21 protein-coding genes and 1 riboswitch are annotated in these 25496 nt (G+C 73.6%); of the genes, 6 read left to right on the forward strand and 15 right to left on the reverse strand.

Annotated features, from left to right (window positions below):
- Positions 1–102: 102 nt before the first annotated feature.
- From FHX31_RS13275 to FHX31_RS13310, 8 genes are all read right to left on the reverse strand, one after another.
- A complete protein-coding gene (locus FHX31_RS13275) occupies positions 103–1338 on the reverse strand; it encodes a glycoside hydrolase family 16 protein (protein WP_013286517.1) in 1236 nt (411 codons plus the stop codon).
- Positions 1339–1452: 114 nt separating this feature from the next.
- Entirely contained in the window at positions 1453–2733 is a 1281-nt protein-coding gene (locus FHX31_RS13280) for an MFS transporter (RefSeq protein WP_013476650.1), read from the reverse strand.
- Positions 2730–3305, reverse strand: a complete 576-nt coding sequence (locus FHX31_RS13285; protein WP_013286515.1) for a helix-turn-helix domain-containing protein — start codon at positions 3303–3305, stop codon at positions 2730–2732. The genes FHX31_RS13280 and FHX31_RS13285 overlap by 4 nt, the downstream gene beginning before the upstream one ends.
- 47 nt (positions 3306–3352) lie before the next feature.
- Positions 3353–3901 carry a DinB family protein gene (locus tag FHX31_RS13290; RefSeq protein ID WP_013476651.1) on the reverse strand — a complete coding sequence of 183 codons (549 nt, stop codon included), beginning with the start codon at positions 3899–3901 and terminating at the stop codon, positions 3353–3355.
- 42 nt (positions 3902–3943) lie between these two features.
- Complete coding sequence (smpB, locus tag FHX31_RS13295; protein ID WP_013286513.1) at positions 3944–4435, reverse strand: SsrA-binding protein SmpB; 492 nt, start codon at positions 4433–4435, stop codon at positions 3944–3946.
- Complete coding sequence (locus tag FHX31_RS13300; RefSeq protein WP_091327482.1) at positions 4408–5082, reverse strand: lysoplasmalogenase; 675 nt, start codon at positions 5080–5082, stop codon at positions 4408–4410. The genes smpB and FHX31_RS13300 overlap by 28 nt, the downstream gene beginning before the upstream one ends.
- A complete protein-coding gene (locus tag FHX31_RS13305; protein WP_013476653.1) occupies positions 5079–5906 on the reverse strand; it encodes a sterol desaturase family protein in 828 nt (275 codons plus the stop codon). Before FHX31_RS13305 ends, FHX31_RS13300 begins: the two co-directional genes overlap by 4 nt.
- The gene (locus tag FHX31_RS13310; protein WP_013286510.1) at positions 5903–6631 is read right to left on the reverse strand and encodes a FadR/GntR family transcriptional regulator; all 729 of its coding nucleotides are present in this window, start codon (positions 6629–6631) and stop codon (positions 5903–5905) included. The genes FHX31_RS13305 and FHX31_RS13310 overlap by 4 nt, the downstream gene beginning before the upstream one ends.
- A 137-nt stretch (positions 6632–6768) precedes the next feature.
- On the opposite strand from FHX31_RS13310, the gene htpG reads away from it, so the two are divergent.
- Positions 6769–8661: a molecular chaperone HtpG gene (htpG, locus tag FHX31_RS13315; protein ID WP_184976307.1), complete on the forward strand. Its 1893-nt coding sequence runs from the start codon at positions 6769–6771 to the stop codon at positions 8659–8661.
- Positions 8662–9043: 382 nt separating this feature from the next.
- Here the strand turns inward: htpG and FHX31_RS13320 are convergent, their stop codons facing one another.
- Genes FHX31_RS13320 through FHX31_RS13330 form a run of 3 tightly spaced genes read right to left on the reverse strand, consistent with a single transcriptional unit; the run spans position 9044 to position 11859 of the window.
- The gene (locus FHX31_RS13320) at positions 9044–9742 is read right to left on the reverse strand and encodes an SDR family oxidoreductase (RefSeq protein ID WP_091327494.1); all 699 of its coding nucleotides are present in this window, start codon (positions 9740–9742) and stop codon (positions 9044–9046) included.
- Positions 9743–9773: 31 nt separating this feature from the next.
- On the reverse strand, positions 9774–10250 hold the full coding sequence (locus FHX31_RS13325) for a winged helix-turn-helix transcriptional regulator (protein ID WP_123110652.1): 477 nt from the start codon (positions 10248–10250) through the stop codon (positions 9774–9776).
- A gap of 46 nt (positions 10251–10296) precedes the next feature.
- Positions 10297–11859, reverse strand: coding sequence for an LLM class flavin-dependent oxidoreductase (locus tag FHX31_RS13330; protein WP_091327496.1), 1563 nt, complete (start codon positions 11857–11859; stop codon positions 10297–10299).
- 170 nt (positions 11860–12029) lie between these two features.
- Positions 12030–12175, forward strand: a riboswitch (cyclic di-AMP (ydaO/yuaA leader).
- Between FHX31_RS13330 and FHX31_RS13335 the strand changes: the two genes are divergently transcribed.
- Positions 12174–12833: a LysM peptidoglycan-binding domain-containing protein gene (locus tag FHX31_RS13335; protein ID WP_030273245.1), complete on the forward strand. Its 660-nt coding sequence runs from the start codon at positions 12174–12176 to the stop codon at positions 12831–12833. It overlaps the preceding riboswitch by 2 nt.
- 188 nt (positions 12834–13021) lie before the next feature.
- Complete coding sequence (locus tag FHX31_RS13340; RefSeq protein ID WP_013286504.1) at positions 13022–13471, forward strand: YbaB/EbfC family nucleoid-associated protein; 450 nt, start codon at positions 13022–13024, stop codon at positions 13469–13471.
- Between the two features lie 98 nt (positions 13472–13569).
- On the opposite strand, the gene FHX31_RS13345 is transcribed toward FHX31_RS13340, so the two are convergent.
- The 4 genes from FHX31_RS13345 to FHX31_RS13360 all read right to left on the reverse strand — a co-directional run bounded on the left by FHX31_RS13345 (position 13570) and on the right by FHX31_RS13360 (position 20516).
- A complete protein-coding gene (locus tag FHX31_RS13345) occupies positions 13570–15633 on the reverse strand; it encodes a M4 family metallopeptidase (protein ID WP_013286503.1) in 2064 nt (687 codons plus the stop codon).
- A gap of 412 nt (positions 15634–16045) precedes the next feature.
- The gene (locus tag FHX31_RS13350; RefSeq protein WP_114920484.1) at positions 16046–18361 is read right to left on the reverse strand and encodes a transglycosylase domain-containing protein; all 2316 of its coding nucleotides are present in this window, start codon (positions 18359–18361) and stop codon (positions 16046–16048) included.
- 146 nt (positions 18362–18507) lie between these two features.
- Positions 18508–19170 (reverse strand): hypothetical protein, encoded by a 663-nt coding sequence (locus FHX31_RS13355; protein WP_013476660.1) that lies wholly within the window; start codon positions 19168–19170, stop codon positions 18508–18510.
- Positions 19171–19307: 137 nt separating this feature from the next.
- Entirely contained in the window at positions 19308–20516 is a 1209-nt protein-coding gene (locus FHX31_RS13360) for a hypothetical protein (protein WP_363801976.1), read from the reverse strand.
- Between the two features lie 154 nt (positions 20517–20670).
- Between FHX31_RS13360 and FHX31_RS13365 the strand changes: the two genes are divergently transcribed.
- Genes FHX31_RS13365 through FHX31_RS13375 form a run of 3 tightly spaced genes read left to right on the forward strand, consistent with a single transcriptional unit; the run spans position 20671 to position 25254 of the window.
- Positions 20671–21612: a diacylglycerol/lipid kinase family protein gene (locus tag FHX31_RS13365; protein WP_013286499.1), complete on the forward strand. Its 942-nt coding sequence runs from the start codon at positions 20671–20673 to the stop codon at positions 21610–21612.
- A 29-nt stretch (positions 21613–21641) separates the two neighbouring features.
- Positions 21642–22412 (forward strand): nucleotidyltransferase domain-containing protein, encoded by a 771-nt coding sequence (locus tag FHX31_RS13370; RefSeq protein WP_184976309.1) that lies wholly within the window; start codon positions 21642–21644, stop codon positions 22410–22412.
- A gap of 46 nt (positions 22413–22458) precedes the next feature.
- Entirely contained in the window at positions 22459–25254 is a 2796-nt protein-coding gene (locus tag FHX31_RS13375; RefSeq protein WP_184976311.1) for an FAD-binding and (Fe-S)-binding domain-containing protein, read from the forward strand.
- The last annotated feature ends 242 nt before the right edge of the window (positions 25255–25496 follow it).

Raw genomic sequence — 25496 nt, forward strand, 5'->3', positions numbered from 1 at the left:
GTGCAAGATCGCGGGGGAGAGGGGGAGGGAGGGCGGGGCGGGGGCGGGGGATGAGGGGCGCCGGGGCGGGCGGGGTGCCGCCCGCCCCGGGTCGGGGACCGGTCAGCGCCGCCACTTCTGGTTGGCGCCGCCGGTGCAGTCCCAGATCTGCAGCCGGGTGCCGTCGGCCGAGCTGGGACCCGTCGCGTCCAGGCACTTGTTCGCCTGGGGGTTCACGATGTCCCCGGCCGCGCTGAACACCCACTTCTGCGCGCCGGTGCCGTTGCAGTCGTAGAGCTGCACCTTGGCGCCGCTCGCGGTCGATCCGGCGGCCACGTCGAGGCACTTGCCGAGTGCGCGGACCGAGCCGTCGGCGTTCCAGGTCCAGCGCTGGGCGGCGGTGCCGTTGCACGTCCAGAGCTGCACCGGGGTGCCGTTGGCGGTGCTGGCGCTCGCCACGTCCACGCACTTGTTGCCGTACCCGACGATCTGGCCGCCGGTGCCCCCGCCGCCGTTGTCCCAGGCCTGGACGCGGACGTAGTCGACGGTCATGGTCTGCGGGAACGTGGTGCTGCCGTCCGGCGAGCCGGGCCAGTTGCCGCCGACCGCCACGTTCATGATCATGAAGAACGGGTGGTCGAAGACCCAGCGGTTGCCGCCGATGTCGGCGGGCGTCTTGCGGGAGTACGCGACGCCGTCGAGGTACCAGGTGATCGAGTCCGGCGCCCAGTCCACTGTGAACGTGTGGAAGGCGTCGGCGAGCGCCTGGCCGCCTGGCAGCGAGGTGGACGCGCCGACGCCGCCGCCGCCGGAGTAGCCGGGGCCGTGCAGCGTGCCCCAGACGGTCGACGGCGCGTAGCCGACGTTCTCCATGATGTCGATCTCGCCGCTGCCGGGCCACGGGTTCGTGCCGATGTCGTTGCCGAGCATCCAGAACGCCGGCCACAGCCCTTGTCCACGCGGAACCTTGATGCGTGCCTCGAACCGCCCGTACGCCTGGGCGAACGTGCCGTTGGTGAGCAGCCGGGCCGAGGTGTACTGGCAGCTTCCGTACCAGCAGGAGTAGCCGCCCGGGTTCTCCTTGCGGGCGGTGATGACCAGGTTGCCGTTGCCGTCGAGCGCGGCGTTGCGGGTGCTGTTCGTGTAGTACTGGAGCTCGTTGTTGCCCCAGCCGCCGCCACCGATGTCGTAGCGCCACTTGCTCGCGTCGGGGGCGGCCCCGGCCGGGCCGTTGAAGTCGTCGGACCAGGTGACCGCGCCGGGGGCGGCGGCCGCCGGGGTGCTGGGGACGGCGGTGAGGGCGGCGGTGAGGCCGACCGCTGTCACCGCCAGGGCGGCGAGGGTACGGATGGTGCGCACGGGGCGCCTCCTGCGGGGGTGGTGGCCGTTACCGTCACGGCGGCCGGCCCCGCCCAACGGTTAACAAACCATACAAATAGACTTCGATGAAGGTATGAATGAAGTCGGTCGATGTCAAGAGAGCGCTTCCCGCTGGCGCTCCGACGTCGGCTCGGGCTCCCGCTGCCGCACCACAGTGGATCGGCGCATGTCCCGCCACGGCCCGCCCAGCAGTGGCGTCAGCACCACCAGCAGGTAGCAGGCGCCCATCACGACGAGCGTGGACGTGGGGCCGAACCGGTCCGCGGCGAATCCCGCGCCGACCGCGCCGGCCGGCATGGCCGCCCACGCGCCGGCGCCGATCACGCCGTACACCCGGGCCCGCATGGCCGGCGGCACCCGCTCCAACTGGACCGCGCCCATCAGCGGGTTGAGCGCGCCGGCGGCCAGCCCGGCCATCGCCACCACGGCGGCCACCACCGGCAGCGGCGGCGCGGCGGCGAGCGCCCACAGTGGTGGGGCGCCGCACAGCACGTACGCGGTGACGAACGTGGCCCGGCGGGGCAGCCGGTGCCCGATCGCGCTGAACACCAGCGAGCCGACCAGCGCCCCACCACCCATGACACCCACCAGCAGGCCGAACGCGGCCGGGCCGCCGAGTTCCCGTTCGGCGACCACCGGCAGCAGCACGTTGCTCTTCGCCGCGTCGAACAGGTTCGTCACCAGCACCAGCAGGACCATGGCGCGCAGCAGCGGCTCCCGGACCAGGAAGCGCAGCCCGGCGGCGAACTGCCGCCAGTAGCCGCCGGTCTCCGGCTCGCTCCCGTCGTCGGACGGCCGCAGGCCGCGCGGCACCAGCAGCGTCACCACGAGAGCCGACACGGCGAACGTCACCGCGTCGAGCGCCAGCACCGGCACCGCCCCGAACACACCGACCAGCAGGCCGGCCACGGGTGCGCCGATCATCCGGGCGCCGCGCGAGGTCGCGTCCTCCCACCCGGCCGCCCGCTCGATCGGCACCCCGGCCGCCGCGGCGGCCTCCGGCAGCAACGCGGTGCGCGCGGTCTGCCCCGGCGTGTCGAGCAGGCCGCTGACGAAGACCAGGGCCAGCAGCGCCGGGAACGGCAGGCCGACTGTGGCGTGCAACAGGGGTACGGCGGCGATCGTCACGCCGGAGACCACGTCGGCGAGCACGCTGGAGCGCCGGTAGCCGATCCGATCGACGAGCACGCCGCCGAACGCGCCGCCGAGCACCACGGGCGCGGTGGCGAACGCCCCGGCCAGCCCGGTGGCGGCCGGTGAGCCGGTCTCGGCCAGGACGTAGAGCGGCAGCGCGATGAGCGTGAGCACGTTGCCGGTCAGCGAGACGGCGTGCCCGATCAGCAGTCCGGCCAGGGGCCGGCGGTCGCGGGTCACTGCGGCCCCCGGTACGCCTGCCAGATCAGCGTGACCATCTCGGCGCCGGGCCGGCCGGGTGCGCCGCGCTCCTGCCAGCGCCGGCCCAGCGCGGACAACTCGTCGCGCAGCTCGACCAGTTCGTCAGGTGTCAGGCGCAGCACCATGTCGCTGCTGGTGGTGCCGCGGACCCACGCCGGGTCGAGGCTCGCCTCCGACTCCAGGTATGCCTGGTAGCGGTCCACATAGCGCTGCATGGCGGCCTGGCGCAGCATGTTGCCGGCGAGGCGGCGCTCCGGGTCGTCCAGCAGTTCGAGCGGATCCCAGTCGGTGGTGGCGTGCGCGGCCCGCCACCACCGCTCGCGCCGGTCCCGGGCCAGCTCGGGCGCCTCGGCCACGAAGCCGTGCTCGGCCAGCTTGCCGACGTGGTAGCTGACCGACCCGACCGCCTCGCCGGTCCGCTCGCTCAGCATGCCGACCGTCTGCGGGCCGCGCAGGCGCAGTTCGCCGAGCAGCCGCAGCCGGGTGGGGTGGGCCAACGCCCGCATGGCTCGCGGGTCACTCACCCGCCGGTTGCCGGTTCCGTCAGTCATGCCGCCAGGTTAGACCGACAAGGAATGATGTACAAGGAGTCTTGTATTCATCGCGCTGCTTCCGGTGTATGGCGGTACAGGTCGCGCAGCAGGCACACCTCGGACAGGTGGTGGATCACCTCCCGGTTGATGTGCAGCACGAGCGTGGCCATCGGGACGTCGGCGAACGGCCCCTCAGCCGGGCCGCAGGGGCGGGCGAGGCCGTCCTCGCCGAGCGCCTCGACCCCTGCCGTCCAGGCGGCGTACTCCTCGTCGAGCTGGGCCAGCGCGCCGGCCGCGGTCGGGGAGTAGGGGAACGAGGCGTAGTCGGTGGGCGCGCGGCCGAAGTGCGACGCGTTGCGCATGGCCAGCACGCCCACGATGACGTGGGCCAGCCGCCAGGCGATGGTGGTGAACGGCGGCGGGTCCGGCTGCGGCATCGCGAAGTCGATCGCCGGAATGCCGTCGTCGCCGCGCGGGCGCACGCTCCAGCAGCCGGGGACCGGCTCCCAGAGGTATTCGTCGTCGGTGAGCCCGGCGAGGCGGTCGCGCAACTGGTAGGTCCAGTGCCAGGTGAGCTGCTCGCGGAGCAGCGGGTTCCAGGTCAGATCGGTCATGCGCCTCAGCGTGCCACCGCCCTGGGACAGAAAACGGCGCGCTCAGCCCCGCCGCGCCGCCGTCCGGCCCTTGAGCCGGCGGCCCATCTCCCGGGCGATCTCGCGTTTGGCGTCCCGTTCGGCCAGCGCCTGGCGCTTGTCGTACGACCGGCGGCCCCGGGCCAGGCCCAGCTCCACCTTGGCCCAGCCGTCGGCGAAGTACATCGACAGCGGCACCAGCGTGATGCCGCCGTCGCGCAGCTTCTCCAGGATCCGGGCGATCTCCACCCGGTGCAGCAGCAGCTTGCGGGTGCGCCGGGGCGCGTGGTTGGTCCAGGTGCCGAAGCCGTACTCGGCGATGTGCAGGCCGTACAGCATGATCTCGCCGTCGCGCTCCTGGGCGAACGCGTCGACCAGCGACACCCGCCCCTCGCGCAGCGACTTGACCTCGGTGCCGGCCAGCACGATGCCCGCCTCGTACGTCTTGAGGATGTCGTAGTCGTGCCGCGCCTTCTTGTTCGAGGCGATCAGCTTGCGCCCGTTCTCCCTGGCCACGCGAGCAGAGTACCCGCCGGGGGTGGCTGCGGGCCGGTCGCCGGGCGCGCCGCGGCCACCCAGCCGGTGGTGATCAGCAGCAGCGCGGCGCAGTAGGTGGTCATCACCAGCAGGCCCCGCCCGGGCAGGTCCACACCGGCCGCGCCCACGCCGATGAGCAGGTCGGAGACGAGGAAGAGCGCCCCGCCCGCGGCGACCCGCGCGGACACCCCGGTCGCGGCGGCGGCCATCAGGCACAGCGCCAGGCTGTAGCCGAGCACCGGCAGCCGCAGCGGCCCGAGCATGCCCCAGAGCAGCGCGTTCGCGCCGGCCCAGGCGAGCAGGTAACCGGCCCACGCCACGCCCCGGGCACGCCGGTACCGGACGAAGGCGGTGATGAACGCGATCTGGGTGACCAGGAAGAAGCCCATGCCGGCCAGGAACGCGGTGTCTCCCGGCAGGAGCAGGGCGACGTCGCCCGCGGTGGCGGCGACCAGGCCGACCGCCACCGCGTCAACGCGGTGGCGGTGTGCCCAGAGGTACGCCAGCAGCACCGGCGCGAGCAGCGGCTTGGCCAGCCACTGGAGCGCGGTCGAGTCGAGCGCGACCCCGACCAGTTCGACGGCCGCGACCAGCCCGAACAGGGGCAGCAGCCAGGAGCGCCTCATCGGGCCGGCTGCCAGCCGGGACGGCCGAACAGGTAACCGAGGCGGTGTCGCCAGGAGTCGGCCCGGCGTACGTCGGACCAGATCGCGGCGAACTCGTGGGTGGCCACCCGCAGCGGGTTGTAGGTGCCGATGTTCTTGGTGAGCCCGTAGCGCGCGGTGGCCCGCTCCGGCTCGAAGCTGCCGAACAGCCGGTCCCAGACGATCAGGATGCCGCCGTAGTTGCGGTCCAGGTACTCGGTGTTCGAGCCGTGGTGCACCCGGTGGTGCGACGGCGTGTTGAAGATCCATTCGATCGGCCGGGGCAGCACGTTGATCCGCTCGGTGTGCAGGAAGAACTGGTACAGCAGGCTGACCGACTGCTGGAGGAAGATCATCCACGGCGGGATGCCGAGCAGCGCCAGCGGCAGCCAGAACGGCAGCGAGGTCATCGGCGTCCAGCTCTGCCGCAACGCGGTGGAGAAGTTGTAGTAGACGCTGGAGTGGTGCACGACGTGGCTGGCCCAGAGCACGCGTACCTCGTGGTGTGAGCGGTGGAACCAGTAGTAGGCCAGGTCGTCGGCGAAGAACAGGATCACCCAGGTCCACCAGTCGCCGGGCGACAGGTGCACCGGCGCCACGGTCCACAGCGCCGCGAACAGGCCGACTGTGAGCAGCTTCCACGGGAAGCCGATGATCTGGCTGCCCAGCCCCATCGACAGGCTGGTGGTGGTGTCGCGCAGCTCGTAGCCGCGTTCGTCGTCGTCGGGCAGGAAGCGGTAGGAGACCGCCTCGATGACGATCAGGAGCAGGAACGCCGGGACGGCGTACAGCACGGCGGGGATCATGCGCGCGCTTTCCTTCCGGGTGTGGGGGTGGTGGGGGTGGTGACCGGCGCGGTCAGCAGCGCCCGGGCGTGCCGGGCCGCCGCCGCGCCCTGACCGGAGGCGACCGACGCGGCGAGACGGCGGTGCCCGGCCACGTCCAGCAGTTCGGCGGCGCGGGCGTCCGGGGGGACGTCGCCGACCGCGAACGTGCCGGCCACCAGGCTGTTGAACGCGAGCTGGTAGGCGGTGTTACCGCTGCCGCGCACGACCAGCCGCCAGATGGCGATGTTCGCCTCGTTCATCAGGTCCAGGTCGGGGGCCAGGTCGCCGTACTCCTCGGCGGCCCGGACCAGGGCGGCGACGACCGCCGCGTCCGCGCGCTCGGCGCAGAGCCGGGCCGCGTCGATCCCGACGCAGGCCCGCATCTCCAGCATGTCGCGCACCAGCGTCTCGACCGGGAGTACGTCAGTGGAGCGGGCCAGGGACAGCGCCAGGTCCAGCCCGGCGTGGACCCGCCAGTCCAGTACCCGGGTCGCGCCGCCCTGGCTGACCCGGACCAGGCCGAGCTGTTGCAGGCGGCGCAGCGCCTCCCGGACCGCGTGCCGGTTGACCTCGAACGCGCCGGCCAGCTCCCGCTCGCCGGGCAGCGTCTCGTCCGGTGCGTACCGGCCGGACACGATCGCGTCGCGCAGCCGCCCGAAGACGTGGTCGGAGACCGAGACACGAGGCGCGGGATCGAAGGTCATGCGCAGAAGTGTGGCCCCGAACACATCAACCCGTCAACTGGTTGTACCAGTGGATTTCCGGGGCGGCCGGTGCGTGCCGCAGCCGTCACCCCTCGTATCCTTTCCGCCGTAGGCCCGCCAGAGGAGAGGGAGTCGGTGTGAGCAACCGCGTCGAGACGTTGGAGTTCCAGGCCGAGGCTCGTCAGCTGTTGCAGCTGATGGTGCACTCGATCTACTCGAACAAGGACGTCTTCCTGCGCGAACTGATCTCGAACGCGTCCGACGCGCTGGACAAGCTGCGGCTGGAGTCGCTCGTCGACAAGGAACTGTCGGCGGACACCTCCGACCTGCACATCGAGATCGAGGTCGACAAGGACGCCCGTACGCTCACCGTGCGGGACAACGGCATCGGCATGAACCGCGACGAGGTGGTCGGCCTGATCGGCACGATCGCGAAGTCCGGAACCGCCGAGCTGCTGCGCAAGCTGCGCGAGTCCGCCGACGCCGCCGCGTCCCAGGACCTGATCGGCCAGTTCGGCGTCGGGTTCTACGCCACGTTCATGGTCGCCGACAGGGTGACGCTGCTGACCCGCCGCGCCGGGCAGTCCGGCGGCACCCGCTGGGAGTCCGCGGGCGAGGGCACCTACTCGATCGAGGAGGTCGAGGACGCGCCCCAGGGCACCTCGGTCACGCTGCACCTCAAGCCGGTCGACACCGACGACAACCTGCACGACTACACCGCCGAGTGGACGATCCGCGAGATCGTCAAGCGCTACTCCGACTTCATCTCGTGGCCGATCCGGATGACTGTCGACAAGCCCGGCGAGGACGGCGCGACCACCCGCGAGGAGCAGACGCTCAACTCGATGAAGGCGCTCTGGGCGCGCTCGCGGGACGAGGTCGACGAGGCCGAGTACAAGGAGTTCTACCGGCACGTCGCGCACGACTGGGCCGACCCGCTCGAGACGATCCACATGCGCGGCGAGGGCACCTTCGAGTACGAGGCGCTGCTGTTCCTGCCGTCGCACGCCCCGCTCGACCTGTTCTCCCCGCAGGGCCGCCGGGGTGTGCAGCTCTACGTCAAGCGCGTGTTCATCATGGACGACTGCGACGCGCTGATGCCCAACTACCTGCGCTTCGTCAAGGGCGTCGTGGACGCGCACGACCTGTCGCTGAACATCTCCCGGGAGATCCTCCAGCAGGACCGGCAGATCCGCGCGGTGCGCCGGCGGCTGGTCAAGAAGGTGCTCGCCACGCTCAAGGACATGTCCGCCGAGTCGTACCGCACGTTCTGGACCGAGTTCGGCGCGGTGGTCAAGGAGGGTCTGCTGGAGGACCCGGACAACACCGAGACGCTGCTGGAACTGGTTCGCACCGCCAGCACCCACGACCCGGCCGAGCCGACCACGCTGCGCGACTACGTGGAGCGGATGAAGGACGGCCAGACCGAGATCTACTACGCCACCGGCGAGAACCGGGCCACCATCGAGAACTCGCCGCACCTGGAGGCGTTCCGCGCCAAGGGCTACGAGGTGCTGATCCTCACCGACCCGGTGGACGAGGTGTGGGTCGAGCGCGTCGGCGCGTACGACGGGAAGACGCTGCGCTCGGTCGCCAAGGGGCAGGTGGACCTGGAGACCGAGGAGGAGAAGGAGAAGGCCGAGGCGGAGCGCCAGGAGTACGCCGACCTGCTCACGTTCCTCGGCGGCGCGCTCGCCGACAGCGTCAAGGAGGTGCGCCTGTCCACCCGGCTGACCACCTCACCGGCCTGCGTGGTGGGCGACGCGCACGACATGACGCCGACGCTGGAGAAGATGTACCGGGCGATGGGCCAGGAGGTGCCCCGGGTCAAGCGGATCCTGGAGCTGAACCCGGCCCACCCGCTGGTCACCGGGCTGCGCAAGGCGCACGGGGAGGGCGGCGACACGGCCGCGCTGACCGAGACCGCCGAGCTGCTGTACGGCATGGCGCTGCTGGCCGAGGGCGGCGAGCTGGCCGACCCGGCCCGGTTCACCCGGATCCTCGCCGACCGTCTCGCCCGCGGCCTGTAGCCCCACCCCGACCCGGTTCGCCCGACCCGCCCCGGCGGGCCGGCGTGATCGACTCCATGCCGCCGAAGTGGCGGTATCGGCATGCCACCGATACCGCCACCTCGCCGAGCCGGTGTCGACCCCGCTCGGAAGTCGATGGTCGGGCGGGTGTCGTGATCCACTCCAGCTCGCCGAAGTGGTGGTATCGGACGGGCTCTGACCCCGCCATTTCGCCGAACTGGTGTTGATCACGGTGGGTCTCCCAGACTGGGGACGAGCGCTTGGGTGTCCCAGGGTGGGGGAGGCTGGTCCCGTTTGGAGGGACCTCAGGCGGTTGTCGTGGCAGCCGGTTGGTCGGCAACGGCTCGCCGAGGTGGCGCCGCCACCTTGGAGGCGGGTCGGCTCAGGGGAGCGCGGGGTAGAGCGCGGCCACACCGCCGGACAGTCCGGCCTGGACCCGGCGCGCCACGTCGTCGGCGAGGATCTCGTAGCTGTCGGACTCGATGCCGTCGGCGGCGAGCCGGGCGACGTCGGCCGGGTGGGCCTTCGGGCCGGGTACGGCGGCGGCCATCTCGGTGTCCATGTAGCCCACGTGCAGGCCCGCGACGCGGACGCCCCGGCCGGCCAGCTCCAGGCGCAGGGCGTTCGTCATCGACCACTCGGCGGCCTTCGCCGCGCCGTACGCGCCGACGCCGGGGAACGTGAACCAGGACAGCGCCGACAGCACGTTGAGGATCGTGCCGCCGCCGTTGGCCACGATCTGCGGCGCGAACGCCCGTACCACCGACAGCGTGCCGAGGTAGTGCGTCTCCATCTCCAGCCGGATCTGCGCGAGGTCGCCGTCGAGCAGGTCGGTGCCGGTGCTCACGCCGGCGCTGTTGACCAGCAGCGTCACGTCCCCGGCCCGCTGCGCGGCGGCGGCCACCGACTCGGGGTCGGTGATGTCGAGGCGTACCGGGGTGACTCCGGGCAGGTCCACGGTGTCCGGGTTGCGGGCGCCGGCCCAGACGGTGGCGCCGCGTGCGACGAGTTCGGCGGCCAGGTGCCGGCCCAAGCCGCGGTTGGCGCCGGTGACCAGGGCGGTGCTTCCAGCGATCTTCATGTCTCGCTCCGAGGTGTGGGGAAGGGAGGGGTCAGGCGGACAGCAGGCCCGGACCGGGCAGGACGGCCAGCTCGCCGGGGGGTACGTCGTGCCCCGCGCCGCAGCGCAGCCGGGCGTGCACCGCGGCGCCGCACTGCTCGTGGGCCACCCGCACCGCCGGGCCCGCCTCGTCGGCGGCGTACGTGTCGCCCCACTGCCGCAGCGCGACGAGCACCGGGATCAGGTCGCTTCCCTTCGCAGTGAGCACGTACTCGTCGCGGGTGCGCTGCCCGGGCTCCCGGTAGGGACGCCGGTCGAGCAGCCCGTCGGCGACGAGCTGCTTGAGGCGTGCGGCGGCCACCGGCTCGCTGACGCCGACCCGCCGGGCGAAGTCGTCGAAGCGGCGGGTGCCGAACGACGCCTCCCGCAGCAGGAGCAGCGTGGTGCGGTTGCCGACCACCTCCAGCGCCCGGGCGATCGAGCAGTTGGCGGTGGACCAGGAGTCACGCTGCGCAAGGAGGTCCGTCATGGCGTCGACGGTACCCCCTGACTTAAGAAAGCAGAAGTCAGCTACCTCACAGCTGGCCGGGGAAGAACCCGTGCCGGGCCAGCGGCTCGACGATCTGGTGCTCCTCGTACGACAGGTGCGACAGCAGCATGTCGGTGAGCAGGTCCACCGCCTCCTGGAGCTGCGTGAAGTCGCCGGGCCGCCGGACCAGCTCCACGAGCGCCCGGTCGACGCTCTCCACCACCCCGTGGATCACCACGTGCTCCTCCTCGAGGCGGTCCAGCACCGCGGCCAGCCCGGCCTCTGAGCGGCGCAGGTGCGGGAAGACCGAGGCGTCCTCCAGCCCGTGGTGCTGGGTGACCATCGTGCAGTAGGCCGCGCAGTACGCCCCGAGCGTCCAGTTGTTCTGCCGCATGGTCATCTCGTTGAGCGCGGCCCGCGCCCGGCCCGGCGAGACCGAGCCCTGCTTGACCTGTTCCAGCAGGTCGCGCACCTGGGCCAGCTCCTGGCGCAGATGGTCGTGCACGTCCACCAGGTGCTGCCCGGCGGCCTGTCCCCGGGCCGGGTAGACGTGTCCGGCCGGCGGCGGCGGAGCGCTCGGGCGGGTGGACTCGTCCCACGGGCGGCGCGCGCTCAGGCGTACCCCCGGGTCGGGGGTGGGGGTGACGCCGAGCATGCTCGGGCCGCCGGCGGTGGTCGGCTCGTCGGCGGCCTCCCGGGCGCCGCCGGCGGGCGTGGCGCGCTCGGCGGCGACCAGCTCCCGGACCGCGGGCGCCACCTCCTGGCCGAAGATCTGGATCGCGCGCGGCTCGTCGCTGCCGAGGATGAACGTGGTGATGCCGTGCTCCAGAGTGAGCCCGGCCAGTTCCTCCACCCACTGCTCCGGCGGCCCGGTCAGGAAACCGGCCGACGAGCGGGCGAACGCGCCGGTCACGTTGAGCATGCGGCGGATCGCGGCCGGGTCGCGCCCGGCGGCCTGGGCGCCCTCGTCCACGAGCGCGTTCAGGGCGGGCAGCTCGTCGGGGCCCTTGGGCAGGTACGACAGGGACGGCAGCCAGCCGTCCGCGGCGCGGCCCACCAGGCGCAGCATGCGCGGCTTGTAGGCGCCGACCCAGATGCCGACCGGATGCGCGGGCACCGGGCCGCGCTTGGCGCCGACCACCCGGTAGTGCTCGCCGTCGACACGGATCATGCCGCGGCTGCCGGTGTCCCAGACCTCGCGGATCACCCGGATCGCCTCGTCGAGGGCGTCGACGGCGGCGCCGGGGGACAGGCGCCGCCCGCCCGCCGCCTCGATCGCGTCCCAGAACGCGCCCGCGCCGAGTCCCAGCTCGACCCGGCCGCCGGTGAGCAGGTCCAGGCTGGCGACGCTGCGGGCCAGCACCACCGGCTGGCGCAGCGGCAGGTTGAGTACGTTGCCGGCCAGGCGGATGCGCTCGGTGGCGGCGCCCACGTAGGACATCAGCGTCCAGGTGTCCAGGAAGCCCGGCTGGTACGGGTGGTCCTGGAACGTGACCAGGTCCAGCCCGACCTGCTCGCAGAGCCGGGCGAGCGCCACCACCTGGTCGGGCTGCCCGGCGGCGGGGGTGAGGAAGCCGCCGAAGGTCAGCTCGTGTCCGTGATCGGTCATCCGTCCGCCCTCCCGTGATCTTGCCTGGCCCTGCCACCGTAGCGCCGCCGCCGGTAGCCCGGCCGGGTGAAGAGCATCACAAGAAGTGGATGATCGTCACAAATCGCTCCTAGCGTCGGTTTCGTTCGCAGACGCGGACACCGCGGGCCGGAAACGCCAAATCCCGCCGCCGTCCCCGGTAACCGAACCTCGCGCGGGAGCGGGGGAACCACACGTTCCACGGTGCATCGTCACCTCGGGGTGAAGCCGCCACCGGCGGCCGGGCTCCTCGGCCCGAACCCGACAGCTCACCTCGTCGGCGTGGAGGAATCCACATGGCAACTGAATACTCAGCCCGAAGCCGCCGTACCGCTCTCGGGGCGGTTCTGGCCGGCGCCGCCGTCGGCGCCGCGACCCTCTTCGGCCCGGCCGCCCCGGCCAGCGCGGGCGTCAACTGGGACGCGGTCGCGCGCTGCGAGTCAGGCGGCAACTGGAAGATCAACACCGGCAACGGCTACTACGGCGGGCTCCAGTTCTCCCGCGCCACCTGGAACGGCTACGGCGGCAAGAAGTACGCCGCCCGCGCCGACCTGGCCAGCCGGTCCGAGCAGATCGCCGTCGCGGAGAAGGTGCGGCGCGGCCAGGGCATCGGCGCGTGGCCGGTCTGCGGCAAGAAGGGCGGCTCGGCGAGCGCGGCGACCCGGTCCGAGCGGGCCACCACAAAGGCGGCCCCGAAGCGGGCCGCCACGCGCGAGGCCGCGCCGGAGCGGGCGGCCACCCGCAGGGCCGCGCCGGAGCGCGCCACGACGACAGTGGCGCCGCAGCCGTCGTCCGGCGCCGGGACGTACCTGGTCCGGCGTGGGGACACGCTGTCGGAGATCGCCGTGACGCAGCGCGTCGACGGCGGCTGGCGCGCCCTGCACGAGCGCAACCGCGCAGTGGTCGGCGACGACCCCGGCCTGATCTTCCCCGGTCAGCGGCTGCGGCTGCGCTGACAGCGGTCCGAGAACGCCCGGCCGGGGCGACCCGGCCGGGCGTCCGCCCCGTCCGCGACACGCCGCGTCGACGGTGTCCGGCCTGCTCCCGGCGTCCGGGAGACGGTCCGCGACGGCGGTGACCGCGATTCGTCGGAGCCGGTTGCTAGTGTCACGATGCTCGGCTAAGACGTGAAGAAAGCGCGGATATGACCAACGACCCGTTCTCGGCGGCCGCGAGCATCGACGAGCTGCTGACCCGCACGCAGCAGGCGCTCACCGCGATGCGCTCCCGGGCGTCGGCGCACGCCGACGGCGAGCCCGGCGACCTGCTGCGCGCCGAGGGCACGGCCGCCGGCGGCCGGGTCCGCGCGGTCGCCGTCCAGGGTGGCCGGCTGGATTCCGTGACGATCGACCCGGAACTGGCCGGCGAGCCCTTCGACGTCCTCTGCGGACACTTCGTCACCGCCGCCAACGCCGCGCTGTCCGAGCTGGACGCCCGGGTCAGCGCGTCGGCGCGGGCCGACGCCGACGCGCTCGCCGCCCGGCTCGGCAGCATGGGCGACCAGGCCGAGCTGTTCGGCCGCGCGATGCACGAGGCGGCCGCGCGGATCCACCGCGACCGCGGCACCGCGTCCCAGGGCGCGCGCCGGGCCTGACACGGCGAAACGGCCGGCCTGACACGGCGGGACGCCGGGCCTGACACGGCGAGGCGGCCGGCCGCCGGGAGGACGACGACCGGCCGCGCACGCCACGGTCAGCTCAGGGTGACCGCGGTGTCGTCGACGACGAAGGACGTCTGCAACGAGCTGTCCTCCACGCCGCTGAACGAGATGGTCGCCGTGGTGCCTGCGAGCGACGAGATGTCGAAGGACCGCTGCACGTAGCCGGTGGCCTTGTTCAGGTTGGAGTACGTGGCCAGCGTGGTGCTGCCCGCCTTGACGGTGAGCTTGTCGTACGCGGTGCTGGTGGTCGACTCCGCGCTGTCGATGTGCAGCCAGAAGCTCAACGTCGCCCGGCATCCGGCCGGGATCGTCACCGACTGGCTGAGCGTGTCGGTGTGCGACGAGCCGTACCCGTCCAGCCACGCCTTGTACGAGCCGCCGTGCGCGGCCTGGCCGCTGTCGGTGGTGATGACGCCGGACGAGGCGCTCCAGCTCACGTTGCCGGACTCGAAGCCCGGGTTGGCGAGCTTGTTGCCGGAGCAGCCGCCCGACGGCGGGGTGGTCGTGGTGCTCGGGGTGGGCGTCGGGGTGCCGCCGGCGCAGGTCGGGTCACCGGACTGGGCCGGCACGCTCACCGCGTCCCAGGCCGCCTTGACCGTGTTGAACTCCGCGCAGCTGCCCGGGTAGAGGTTCTTCGCCGCCTGCAGCGTCCAGGTGCGGTACTTCAGGTACGACGAGGACGAGGTCTTCAGCAGCATGCCGTTGTACATGATCTTCATGGCCTTCTGGATGCCCAGGCCGGTCACGCTGCTGCCGTTGCAGGTCGAGCTGGACGGCTGCCCGTTGGTCGGGCTGCTGCCGTTGGCGAGCAGGTAGAACCAGTGGTTGCCCGGGCCGGCCGCGGCGTGCACCTCGGTCGACGGGATGCTGCTGGAGTAGCAGTTCGGGTCGCCGAGCGCCGACGGGTTGTACATGTTGCGGATCGGGCCGGAGCCGACCAGGTTGATCTTCTCGCCGACCAGGAAGTCCGGCGCGTCGTAGCTGGACGGCTCGTTGGCGAACCACTCGGTGGCCGCGCCGAACGTGTCAGCCACGAACTCCTGGGTGCCGCCGCCGGAGATGCCGCCCGGGGTGTTGTCGTCGATGCCGTGGCCGATCTCGTGCGCCACCACGTCCAGCGAGCCGATCCACTGGCCGGCGGTGTTCTTGCCGATCTGCACCTGGCTGCCGTCGTAGTAGGCGTTCTGGTCGTTGAGGCCCACCCGGATCGGCCAGTAGCCGCCGTTGCCGTTGGCGCCGTTGCGGCCCAGCCACTGGGCGAGCATCTTGTGCTCGGTCTGCGCGGAGAACAACGCGTCCACGCAGCCGGTCTCCTTGTTGGTGGCGGTGCCGTTGCCCCACACGTCGTCGGAGCCGCTGAACGTGGTGTTGTTGGCCGCGTCCTGGCAGCTCAGGTTGGTGACGGTCGGGTCCTTCATGGTGTACGTGGAGCCCGACTGGGTGGTGTTGAGCGTGAGCGGGCTGGGCCCGTTCCAGGCTCCGGTGCCGGTGCCGCGGACGACGTGCTCCTGCTTGCGCAGGACCGCGCCGGTGCGGGCGTCGACGTCGACGGTGAGCCGGCTCGGCCCGTCCGCGCCGGTGCCGCGAACAGTGGTCTCCCAGGCCAGCGCCGGTGCGGCGCCGAGCGTGTAGACCACGAGCGTGGTGCCCTCGACCGCGTTCACGGTCTTGAGCTGGGCGCGCGCCGTCTTCGCGGCGGCGGCCGGAGTCAGCGCGGGCGTGGTGGCGAGGGCGCCGATGGGCCGCTGCTGGGCGACCGAGGCGTACTTCAGGTTGCCGGCCGAGTCCGTGGCGAGCACGAAGTCGCCGCCGACCACCGGGAGGCCCTTGTAGGTGCGCTCGTAGGGTACGTACTGGGTGCCCTCGGAGGAGATGACCGGCTTCTGGACGAACGCGTCGTCGGAGCCGGCCTGCAGGTAGGCGGGGCGGTTCGCGACCAGGGCGCGGGCCGAGTCGGCGGCGGTCGCGCGGGCCTGCGCCGGGTCGGGGGCGGCGGGTCCGGGTGGCGCGGCCTGCACGGCGGCGGCGGTGCCTGCGGCGAGCAGGCCGGCCGCGGCCGCGCCGGTGAGCGCGGCGAGGCGAGGTGAGAGTTTCACGGGGGTTTGCTCCTGTTCTACAGGCGCGCCGCACGGAGCCCGGTGGGGACGGGCGGCGCGGTGGTGCGAGGCAGGGTGACGGCCGGTCACCGGAGCTGCCGGCGTGGCTCCGGGTCGACAGATCGACCGTCGCGATTCGCCGGGGGTCGGCGGCTCGCTGGTGCACAATCACACGCCGCCCGAGCCCGGAGCAATGGGTGACCTGGGCAACGACTGACAGTCGGGCGCGCCGCCGCGCGCGCCGATCCAGGCAACCATGATCTTCAATAGGCCCTGATCAGGGCGAACATCGCCGACGATGGATGGACGCCGGTGCAAATTGCGGACGTTGCCGCTGTGTGCGAATGGCGCGCATAGACGCGAGGCCGCCGTCAGCGCGGCCGGGCGGCGGCCGGACCGCCGCCCGGCCGGGTCAGCGTGGGCCGCGGGTCCGCGTCGGCGACACGGTGGGCAGCGGCGGCAGCGACGGCGTCAGCGTCGGCCGCGAGGTCGGCCGCCCGGTCGGGTCCGGGCTCGGGCTCGACGAGGACGGGCTCGGGCTCGGCGACTCCGACGGCGTCGGCGCGGCGGTGGTCGCCGGCGGAGGCGCCGACCGGGTCGGCTCCGGGGTCTCGCCGGGGAACTTCGGCTGACCGAAGCGGTACTTGTCCGGGTCGAGCTTCATGGCCGCGGTGGCCCGGGTCATGAACTGCCGCCAGATCGGCGCGGCGCCGGTCGAGCCGTACACCTCGTAGCTGCCGCCCCTGGTCCGCAGCGGCTTGCCGTCGGTGGTGCCCAGCCAGACGGCCGAGGCGAGCGCGCCGGTCCAGCCGACCATCCAGGTGTGCACGTTCTGCGTGGTGCTCTGCCCGGCCTGCCAGGTGCCGGTCTTCCCGGCGGAGTCCCAGCCGTTGCCCAGCTCGGCGGCCCGCACACGGCGCAGCGTCCAGTCGAGCTGGTCGATCGCCTCCCGGTCCAGGCCCAGGTCCGTCGTACGGAGCTGCTCGGTCCACACCTCCTCGTCGTCCTTGGTCACCGACCGGACGAAGTGCGCGTCGGCACGCTTGCCGCCGGCCGCGAACGTCGCCATCCCGTTCGCGTGGTCCTGCACGGTGATGCCGTACTGCCCGATCCCGACCTCGGTGGAGAACCGCTTCGCCACCTCGTCGGCCGGGTCGCTGCGCAGGTCGACGCGCTGCGGCCGGGGATTGCCCCGCACCGTCTCCCACATCGACTCCACGCCGGCCTGCCGCGCGGTCTCGATCACCTTGGCGGTGCCCAGCTTCTCGGTCAGCTCGAAGTAGGTCACGTTCAGCGACGCGACAGTGGCCTCCCAGAGCGCGCAGTCCGGCTGGCAGGGCGCGCGCTCCGCGTTGCGGATCGGCCCGGCCGCGCTGCCCTTCGTCCGCCCCGAGGCGGGGAACTCCTTGGTGTCCGGCGAGTCGAACCGCTGCTTCACCGAGATCCCGTCGCGTACGGCGGCGGCCAGGTCGTACACCTTGAACGACGACCCCGGCGGATGCTGGCCGAAGCCGCGGGTCTCGCCGTTCTCGTCGTAGTACCAGCCGGCGTAGTCCGCGCCCGAGCCCTTGTCGCCGCCGTAGTAGCCGAGCACCCGGCCGGTGCCCGGCTCCACCGCCACCAGCGCGGCCTGCCAGTTGCGCGGCTGGCCGCGTACCGCCTGCGGCGCGGTGTCGCGGCGGATGTCCGCCGCCGCCTCGGCCGCGTCCTGCACGCGCTTGTCGATCGTGGTGACGATCCGGTAGCCGCCGTCGCGGATCACCTCGTCCGGCTTGCCGCGGAACGGCTCGGTCTCGCGCAGCTCGGCGAGCACATGGTTGACCACCAGGCCGGTCGGCCGGTCCAGGTCGGAGCGGCCCGCGTCCTTGTCGATCGGCCGGACCGTGTCCGGGTACGCGAGATCCGCCGCCTGCTGCGGCGTCAGGTAGCCGAGCTTGACCATGCCGTCGCGGATGTAGTTCCACCTGTCGATCGAGTTCTGCCGGGCCAGCGCGTTGCGGCGCGGATCGTAGCCGGGCGAGCCCTCCGGGTCGGCCGGGTCCGCCTCCGGCTGCTTCACCATCGCGCAGAGCACCATCGCCTCGGCCGGCGTGAGCTGCCGCGCGGCGGGCGCGTCCCGGCGCACCGTCTTGCCGAAGTACGTCTGCGCGGCCGCCTCGATGCCGTACGCGCCCCGGCCGAACGGCACGGTGTTCAGGTAGAAACCGAGGATCTCCTCCTTGGAGTACGCGTCGTCGAGCTTCCACGCGATCACCGCCTCGCGCAGCTTGCGGGAGTAGGTGACCCCGCGCAGGTCCGCGGCGATGCGCGCGTACTGCTGGGTGAGGGTGGACGCGCCCTGCCGCTGCCCGCCGCTCACGTTGGCCCAGGCCGCCCGCATCACACCCTTGAAGTCGATGCCCTGGTTCGTCCAGAACGTACGGTCCTCGGCCGCCACGATCGCCTGCTTCGCCGAGTCGTTCATCTGGTCGTACGGCACGATGGTGCGGTTCTGCGCGCCCAGCTTCGCCATCGGCGTGCGCCCGTCTGCGTAGTAGACGGTGGTGGACTCGGGCAGCTTCAGGTCGCTGGGCGTCGGCACGCTGTCGAAGTAGTAGCCGCCGGCGACCAGCCCGCAGCCGGCCAGCAGCGTGCAGACCGCGAGGACGACCAGCAGACGCCGCCGCTTGCGCCTGGGGCGCACCTGGGTCGCGCCGCCCGGTTCCGGGGTGGATCCGCTGTTCCGCACGCGTTACCTCCGACTGCTCGGCTGAGTCGTGCCCGGCTCGCAGGCTAACCGAGCTGCGCCGACGGCACCGGCCGAAGAAGCCGGACGGTGTGGCGCCGGTCCGGGCCGGGGCGGTGGTCGTCCGCCCCGGCCCGGGGCTCAGCCGGTCAGCGTGCCGCCCAGCCGACGGCCCGGTCGTCGCGTTCCCGGCGGGCGGCCCGGCGGGTCCGCCACCTGTCGTTGCCGCCCGCGTGGAACGGCGCCGACCGCCACAACGACCGCACCGGCGTGCCGTCCGGGGCGGCGAACGTCTCCCGTTCGGCGTAGCCGAGCCGCCGCAGCAGCTCCTCCTCCTGCTCACCGGCGCACGGGTGCGCGTACGTGGGCAGGCTCAACGTGTCCATCCGGCGCTGCGCCGCGGACAGCGCCTGCGTCGCGCCGCCCCGGGGCGCGGCCAGCAGCGCCAGATGGTTGTGCGGCTCGGCGGGACGGCGTGCCGCCAGTTCCTCACCGAGGCGGCGGAACCGGTCCTCGTCCGCCCCGGCGGCGCCGGCGAGCCGGTCGGCGTACCGGTGGGGGACGGGGATCGGGCGGTAGCGGTGGAACCACACGGTGGCGGCGCTGCCGTCTGGCAGCAGGAACGCGTCGCCGAACAGCAACGCGTGTTCGGTCCAGATCCGCGCCACGGCGGCGAGGACCGGCAGGCGGCGGGACTTGTCGGGGACGAGCCAGGCGGCCAGCGCGGTGGGCGCGAGGGCCTCGGCGACGAGATCGGCGATCCGGCCGATGTCGCACCATCGGGCGCGGACGACGGGCAGGGCTGTGCTCATGAACGAACTCCTGTTTTCCAGGCGTGGTCGGGTCGGTTACGGGCGCCGGACGACTGTCGACGGCGCCGCCGCGGCATGCGGCAGTCGGGCGGGACACGCCCGTGCTCCGGATCGGAGGTGGTGCCTGTGGAGTCCGCTCAGGCAGGTCTGGTGCCGGGGCGCGACGTGCGCGACGGCGGCAGCGGGTCGGCCGCCGGTCGCGCGTACCCGTCGGTCAGCGTCGGCAGTCGCCAGCGGTTCGCGTCCGCGTCGGCGGCCTCGCTGTGCACCGCGCCGCCGCCGTGGGTGACGCCGTCGAGCGGCAGCGGCAGGGCGGGTGTGGTCGTGACGTGCGCGGCCGGACCGACGGTCGCCGGTGCCCGGCTGCGTACGGGCTCGACCCACCGCGTGCCGACGACGGTGAGGCTGCGCGCCGCCGGGGCGGCGAGGACCGGCCCGCCGAGGCGGGGCGGCGTGTCGTGCGTACGCTCGGGAGCCGGTGCCGGCGTCGCGGCCGGGTCGGCCGGGACAATCGGGGCGCCGGGAGCGGCCGGGCCGGGCACGGGCTCGCCGGGCGCCGGGGGCGAGCCGGGTTCCGGCGCGGCCGGCGGGTCGATCAGATCGGTCACCGGGCTGAGCGGATCGAGCACCGGATCCAGCGGGTCGAGTACCGGTTCCAGGCCCCGCCAGACCGGGCCGAGGATCGGGCGCAACGGCTCCACGACCGGGGCCAGCACGTCCGCCACCGGGTCGAGCACGCCTGCCCTCACCGGGTCGGTGACCGGGCGCAGGCCCTCCGCGACCGGCGCGAGCACGTGGTCGCGTACCGGGTCGGTGACCGGGCGCAGGCCGTCGGTGACGGGCGTGAGCACGTGGTCGCGGACCGGCGTCACCACCGCGTCGACCACCCGGCCGGTGACCGGCGCCGCGGGGGCCGGCTGGGCATTCGGCCGGCCCGTGCCGGGCAACGGCGTTCCGGACGCGGGCGTGCCGGGCTTCGGCGCGGTCGCGTCAGGTGCGGGCACCGGCGCGGCGGAGTCGGACGCAGGCGCGGGTGCGGCGGGGCCGGGTGCGGCGGGGTCGGGAGCAGGCGCGGGCGCGGCGGGCGTCGCCGGCTGCGCCGCGGCGTCACCGGATCCGGTGGAGGGCGCGGCGCCCGTTCCGGACGTGGGCAGGCCGAGCACCGTTCCGAGCGTGTGGGTGAGCACCCCGACGGTGGCGGTGAGCGGGCCGGACGGCTCGCGGTCGGCGGCGTGGGCGGCCGAGCCGGATGCGACCTCGTGGGCGCCCCAGACGACCGCCACGGCACCGAGCAGCAGGCCGAGGCGCAGCGTGCAGCGCGCCATCCACCCGGTCCGTTCCGACATCCCGCACCCTTCGGATCCACGCCCGGCGGCACCGATCGACGCCCCGCACTGTACCCAACGTGGCGGCCCGGGCACAGTACGCCGTCGATCCGTGTCGGGCGCGTCGCGCCGGGCGCAGGCGTGGGATCCGCGGCGTCCGGGTACCAGCCGGGCCATGGACACGCGCACGGCCGAACGCCCGGACACCACCCCCGCCCCCGCCGCGCCCCCGGCCGGTGTGATCGCTGTCGTCGCCCACCGGAAGAAGACGTTCGGGGGTGGGCTCGACGAGCTGCGCTCCCGGCTCGTCGCCGCCGGGGTCGGGCGGCTGCTCTGGTACGAGGTGCCCAAGAGCCGCAAGGCGCCCAAGCGGGTGCGCGCGGCGCTGGACGAGGGTGCCGAGCTGGTGCTGGTGTGGGGCGGCGACGGCATGGTGCAGCGGTGCGCCGACGCGCTCGCGGGCAGCGGCGTGCCGATGGGCATCCTGCCCGCCGGCACGGCCAACCTGTTCGCGGTGAACCTGGGCATCCCGGTCGACCTGCCGGAGGCGGTGCGCATCGCGCTGCACGGCCGCCGGCGCGAGCTGGACCTGGGCCGGATCAACGGCGAGCACTTCGCGGTGATGGCCGGCGCCGGGTTCGACGGCGACCTGATCCGTGACGCCGACCGGCAGCTCAAGGGCCGGTTCGGCCGGATCGCGTACGTCTGGACCGGGCTGCGGCACGTGCGCGGCGAGTGCGTACGGACCCGGATCCGGGTCGACGGCGCCGACTGGTTCGACGACGAGGCGAGCTGCGTGCTGTTCGGCAACGTCGGCACCATCACCGGCGGCATCCCGGCCTTCGACGACGCCCGCCCGGACGACGGAGCGCTGGAGGTCGGCGTGTCCACCGCCAGCGGCGCGGTGGACTGGGCGCGCACGCTGGGCCGGATGGCCGCCGGGCGCTCCGAGGAGTCGCCGTTCGTGCGGATCACCCGGGGTCGCAAGATCAAGGTCCGGTTCGACGCGCCGAAGACGTACGAGCTGGACGGCGGCGCCCGGGGCAAGGCGAAACGGCTCAAGGTGAAGGTGGTGCCGGGCGCGCTGACCGTGTGCTGTCCCGACCCGGCGGACTGACCGCGCCCGGGCCGGGGCAGGATGCCGGAATGCGCGACGACATCCGCGACTACCTGGCCGAAGTGGTCCGCCGCTCCCGGGACGTGCTCGGTGAGGACCTGGTCGGCGCGTACGCCGCCGGGTCGGTCGGGCTGGGCGCGTACCAGCCGGGCCGCAGCGACGTGGACGTGGCGCTGGTGGCCGCCGGGCCGATGCCGGAGCCGGACAAGCGCCTGCTCGTGGACCGGCTGCGGCACGAGTCGCTGCCCTGCCCGGCGCGCGGCCTGGAACTGGTCGTCTACCGCCGCGACGTGGCCGCCTCCGGCACCCCGGAGCCGGGCTTCGAGGTCGAGCTGAACACCGGTGCCACCATGCCGTTCCGCGCCACCTACGACCCGGCCGACCGGCCCGCCGCCGACGGGCGGTTCTGGTACGCGCTGGACCGCAGCATCCTGCGCCAGTCCGGCCGGACGCTACTGGGCCCGCCCGCCGCCGACATGTTCGCCGACCCGTCCCCGGAGGCACTGCGGGCGCTGCTCGCGGACGCGCTGCGCTGGTGGCTGGCGCTGCCCACGCCACCCGGCGACGAACCGGCCCCCGGCGCGGAGGACGCGGTGCTCGGCGCCTGCCGGGCGCTGGTGCGCATCCGCGACGGCGTCTGGCTGGGCAAGGTCGACGCCGGGCTGCGGATGGCCGCCGACGACCCGGACGCCGCGCTGATCCGCGCCTCGATCGCGGCCCGCCGGGGCGGCACGCCGCCGTCCGGCCCGGCTGCCCGCGCCTTCCAGCGGCGGGTGCTGGACCGGATCACCGCGCGGTGAGCCCCGCCGTGCCTGACTACTGTGAGCCGGGGGAGGTGCGGTGATCATGACGAAGCTGAGCGCGTCCACGCGGGCCGGGCTGGAGTCGGTGGTGCCCGGCGGCGTGACGACCCGGGCCGCGGACCGGCTGCGGATGGCCCACGACGCCTCGCACTACCTGCTGCACCCCGGCGCGGTGATCACGCCGGCCGACGCCGGTCAGGTGGCGGCGCTGCTCGCGTACGGGCGCCGCACCGGAACCGCGCTGACGTTCCGCTCCGGCGGCACCAGCCTCAGCGGCCAGGCGGTCACCGACGGGCTGCTCGTCGACGTGCGGCGGCACTTCCGCGACCTGACGGTGCTCGACGACGGGCGGCGGGTACGGGTGCAGCCCGGGGTGGTGCTGCGGCAGGTGAACGCGCGCCTCGCGCCGTACGGCCGCAAACTCGGCCCCGACCCGGCCAGCGAGTCCGCCTGCACGGTCGGCGGCGTGGTCGCCAACAACTCCAGCGGCATGACCTGCGGAACCGAGTTCAACACGTACCGGACGTTGGAGTCGCTGGTCCTCGCCCTGCCCGGCGGCACCGTGCTGGACACCGGCGCCCCGGACGCCGACGCCCGGCTGCGCGCCGCCGAACCGGACCTGCACGCCGGGCTGCTGCGGCTGCGCGACCGGGTACGCGGCAATCCCGACTCGGTGCGCCGCATCCGCGCCCAGTACGCCATGAAGAACACCATGGGGTACGGCGTGAACGCGTTCCTCGACCACGACGACCCGGCCGACCTGCTCACCCGGCTCGTGGTGGGCAGCGAGGGCACGCTCGCGTTCGTCGCCTCGGCGACGTTCCGCACCGTACCCGTGCACCGGCACGCCGCGACCGGCCTGCTGGTCTTCGACACCCTGGGCGCGGCGATGGCCGCCATGCCGGCGCTGGTGGCCGCCGGGCCGGCGGCGATCGAGTTGCTCGACGCCGCCGCCCTGCGGGTCGCCCAGCGCGACCCGAAGGCGGACGCCACGCTGCGCGGCCTGGCCGTGCGCGGGCACGCCGCGCTGCTCGCCGAGTGGCAGGAGTCCGACCCGGCGGCGCTCGCCGACCGGGTCGCAGACGCCGGACCGGTGCTGTCCGGCCTGCCGCTGAGCGCCCCGGCCCGGCTCAGCGGAGAGCCGGCCGCCCGCGCCGCGCTGTGGCACATCCGCAAGGGCCTGTACGCGGCCGTGGCGGGCGCCCGCCCGTCCGGCACCACGGCGCTGCTGGAGGACATCGCCGTCCCGGTCGAGGCGCTCGCCGGCACCTGCGCGTCGCTCGCCGACCTGTTCGAGCGGCACCGGTACGCCGACAGTGTGATCTTCGGCCACGCCAAGGACGGCAACCTGCACTTCATGCTCAACGAGCGGTTCGACGGCGGCGAGGCCCCGGCACGCTACGCCGACTTCACCGAGGAGATGGTCGACCTGGTGCTCGGCCACGGCGGCACGCTCAAGGCAGAGCACGGCACCGGCCGGGTGATGGCTCCCTACGTGCGCCGCCAGTTCGGCGACGAGCTGTACGAGGTGATGCGCGAGCTGAAGACGCTCTGCGACCCGGACGGCGTGCTGAACCCGGGCGTGCTGCTCAGCGACGATCCGGACATCCACATGCGGCACCTCAAGACCGTGCCGGCGGTGGAGGAGGAGGTGGACCGCTGCGTCGAGTGCGGCTACTGCGAGCCGGTCTGCCCCAGCCGTGACCTCACCACCACGCCCCGGCAGCGCATCGTGCTGCGCCGGGAGATCGCCGCCGCGCAGGCCGCCGGAGACACCGCGCTGGCCCGGGAGCTGACCGACGACTACGACTACGACGCGGTGCAGACCTGCGCGGTCGACGGCATGTGCGCCACCGCCTGCCCGGTGCTGATCAACACCGGTGACCTGGTCAAGCGGCTGCGCGCGCAGGAGCACGGCCGGACGGCGGGGACCGTCTGGCGCGGCGCGGCCCGCCGCTGGGGCGCCACCACCCGGGGCATGGCCCGGGGACTCGACCTGGCCGGGGCGCTGCCGCCCGCGCTGCCCGAGGCCGCCACCCGGGCCGCCCGCGCGGTGCTCGGCGCGGACCGGGTGCCGCGGTGGCAGCGGGACCTGCCGCGCGGCGGCACCCCGCGCCGCCCCCACCCGGCCGACGACCCGGACGCGGTGTTCGTCCCGTCCTGCCTGGGCACGCTGTTCGCCCCGGCGCAGGGTGGCACCGGCGTGGCCGCAGCGCTGCTCACGCTCGCCGACCGGGCCGGCGTACGCCTGCTCGTGCCGGACGGCATCGGTGACCTGTGCTGCGGCACCCCCTGGTCGTCCAAGGGTCTTGCCGACGGCTACCGGGCGGTCCGCGACCGCGTGCCCCCGGTGCTGCGCGCCGCGAGCCGCGACGGCGCGCTGCCGGTGGTCAGCGACGCTGCGTCCTGCACCGAGGGCTTCGAACGGCTGCTCGACGGCGCCGGGGACGTGCGGGTCGTCGACGCGGTCGCGTACACCGCCGGCACGCTGCTGCCCCGGCTGACGGTGCGCCGCCGGATCGGTTCGCTCGCGCTGCACCCGACCTGCTCGTCGGTCCGGCTCGGCCTGGACGACGCGCTGCTCACCGTGGCCCGCGCGGTCGCCGACGAGGTGGTGGTCCCGGACGGCTGGCAGTGCTGCGGCTTCGCCGGCGACCGGGGTCTGCTGCATCCGGAGCTGACCGCGTCGGCCACCCGGGCCGAGGCCGCCGCCGTCGCGGCACGGCCCTTCGACGGGTACGCCTCGGTGAACCGCACCTGCGAGATCGGGCTGGCGCGGGCCACCGGGCAGCCGTACCGGCACCTGCTGGAGCTGCTGGCCGAGGTGACCGCGCCGTAGCGGTCCGGTCCTCCGAGATCGACACCAGTTCGGGGAAGTGGTGGGGTCCGGGTGGGTTGGATGTGGCCACTTCCCCGTACTGGTGTTGACCTTGGATCGGCGGGTGCACGTGGGGTGCGTGCTTGACGCCAACTCCGGGAGGTGGCTGGTTCTGTCCAGGGGTGAGCTGGGCGGGCGTACGGGGATCTCGATTGCAGGCGGGGCGATGGCGGCAGGGCTTACGGTGCGAGAGGGGGAGTCCA

The sequence above is a fragment of the Micromonospora sp. CNZ286 genome, from assembly GCF_014207755.1.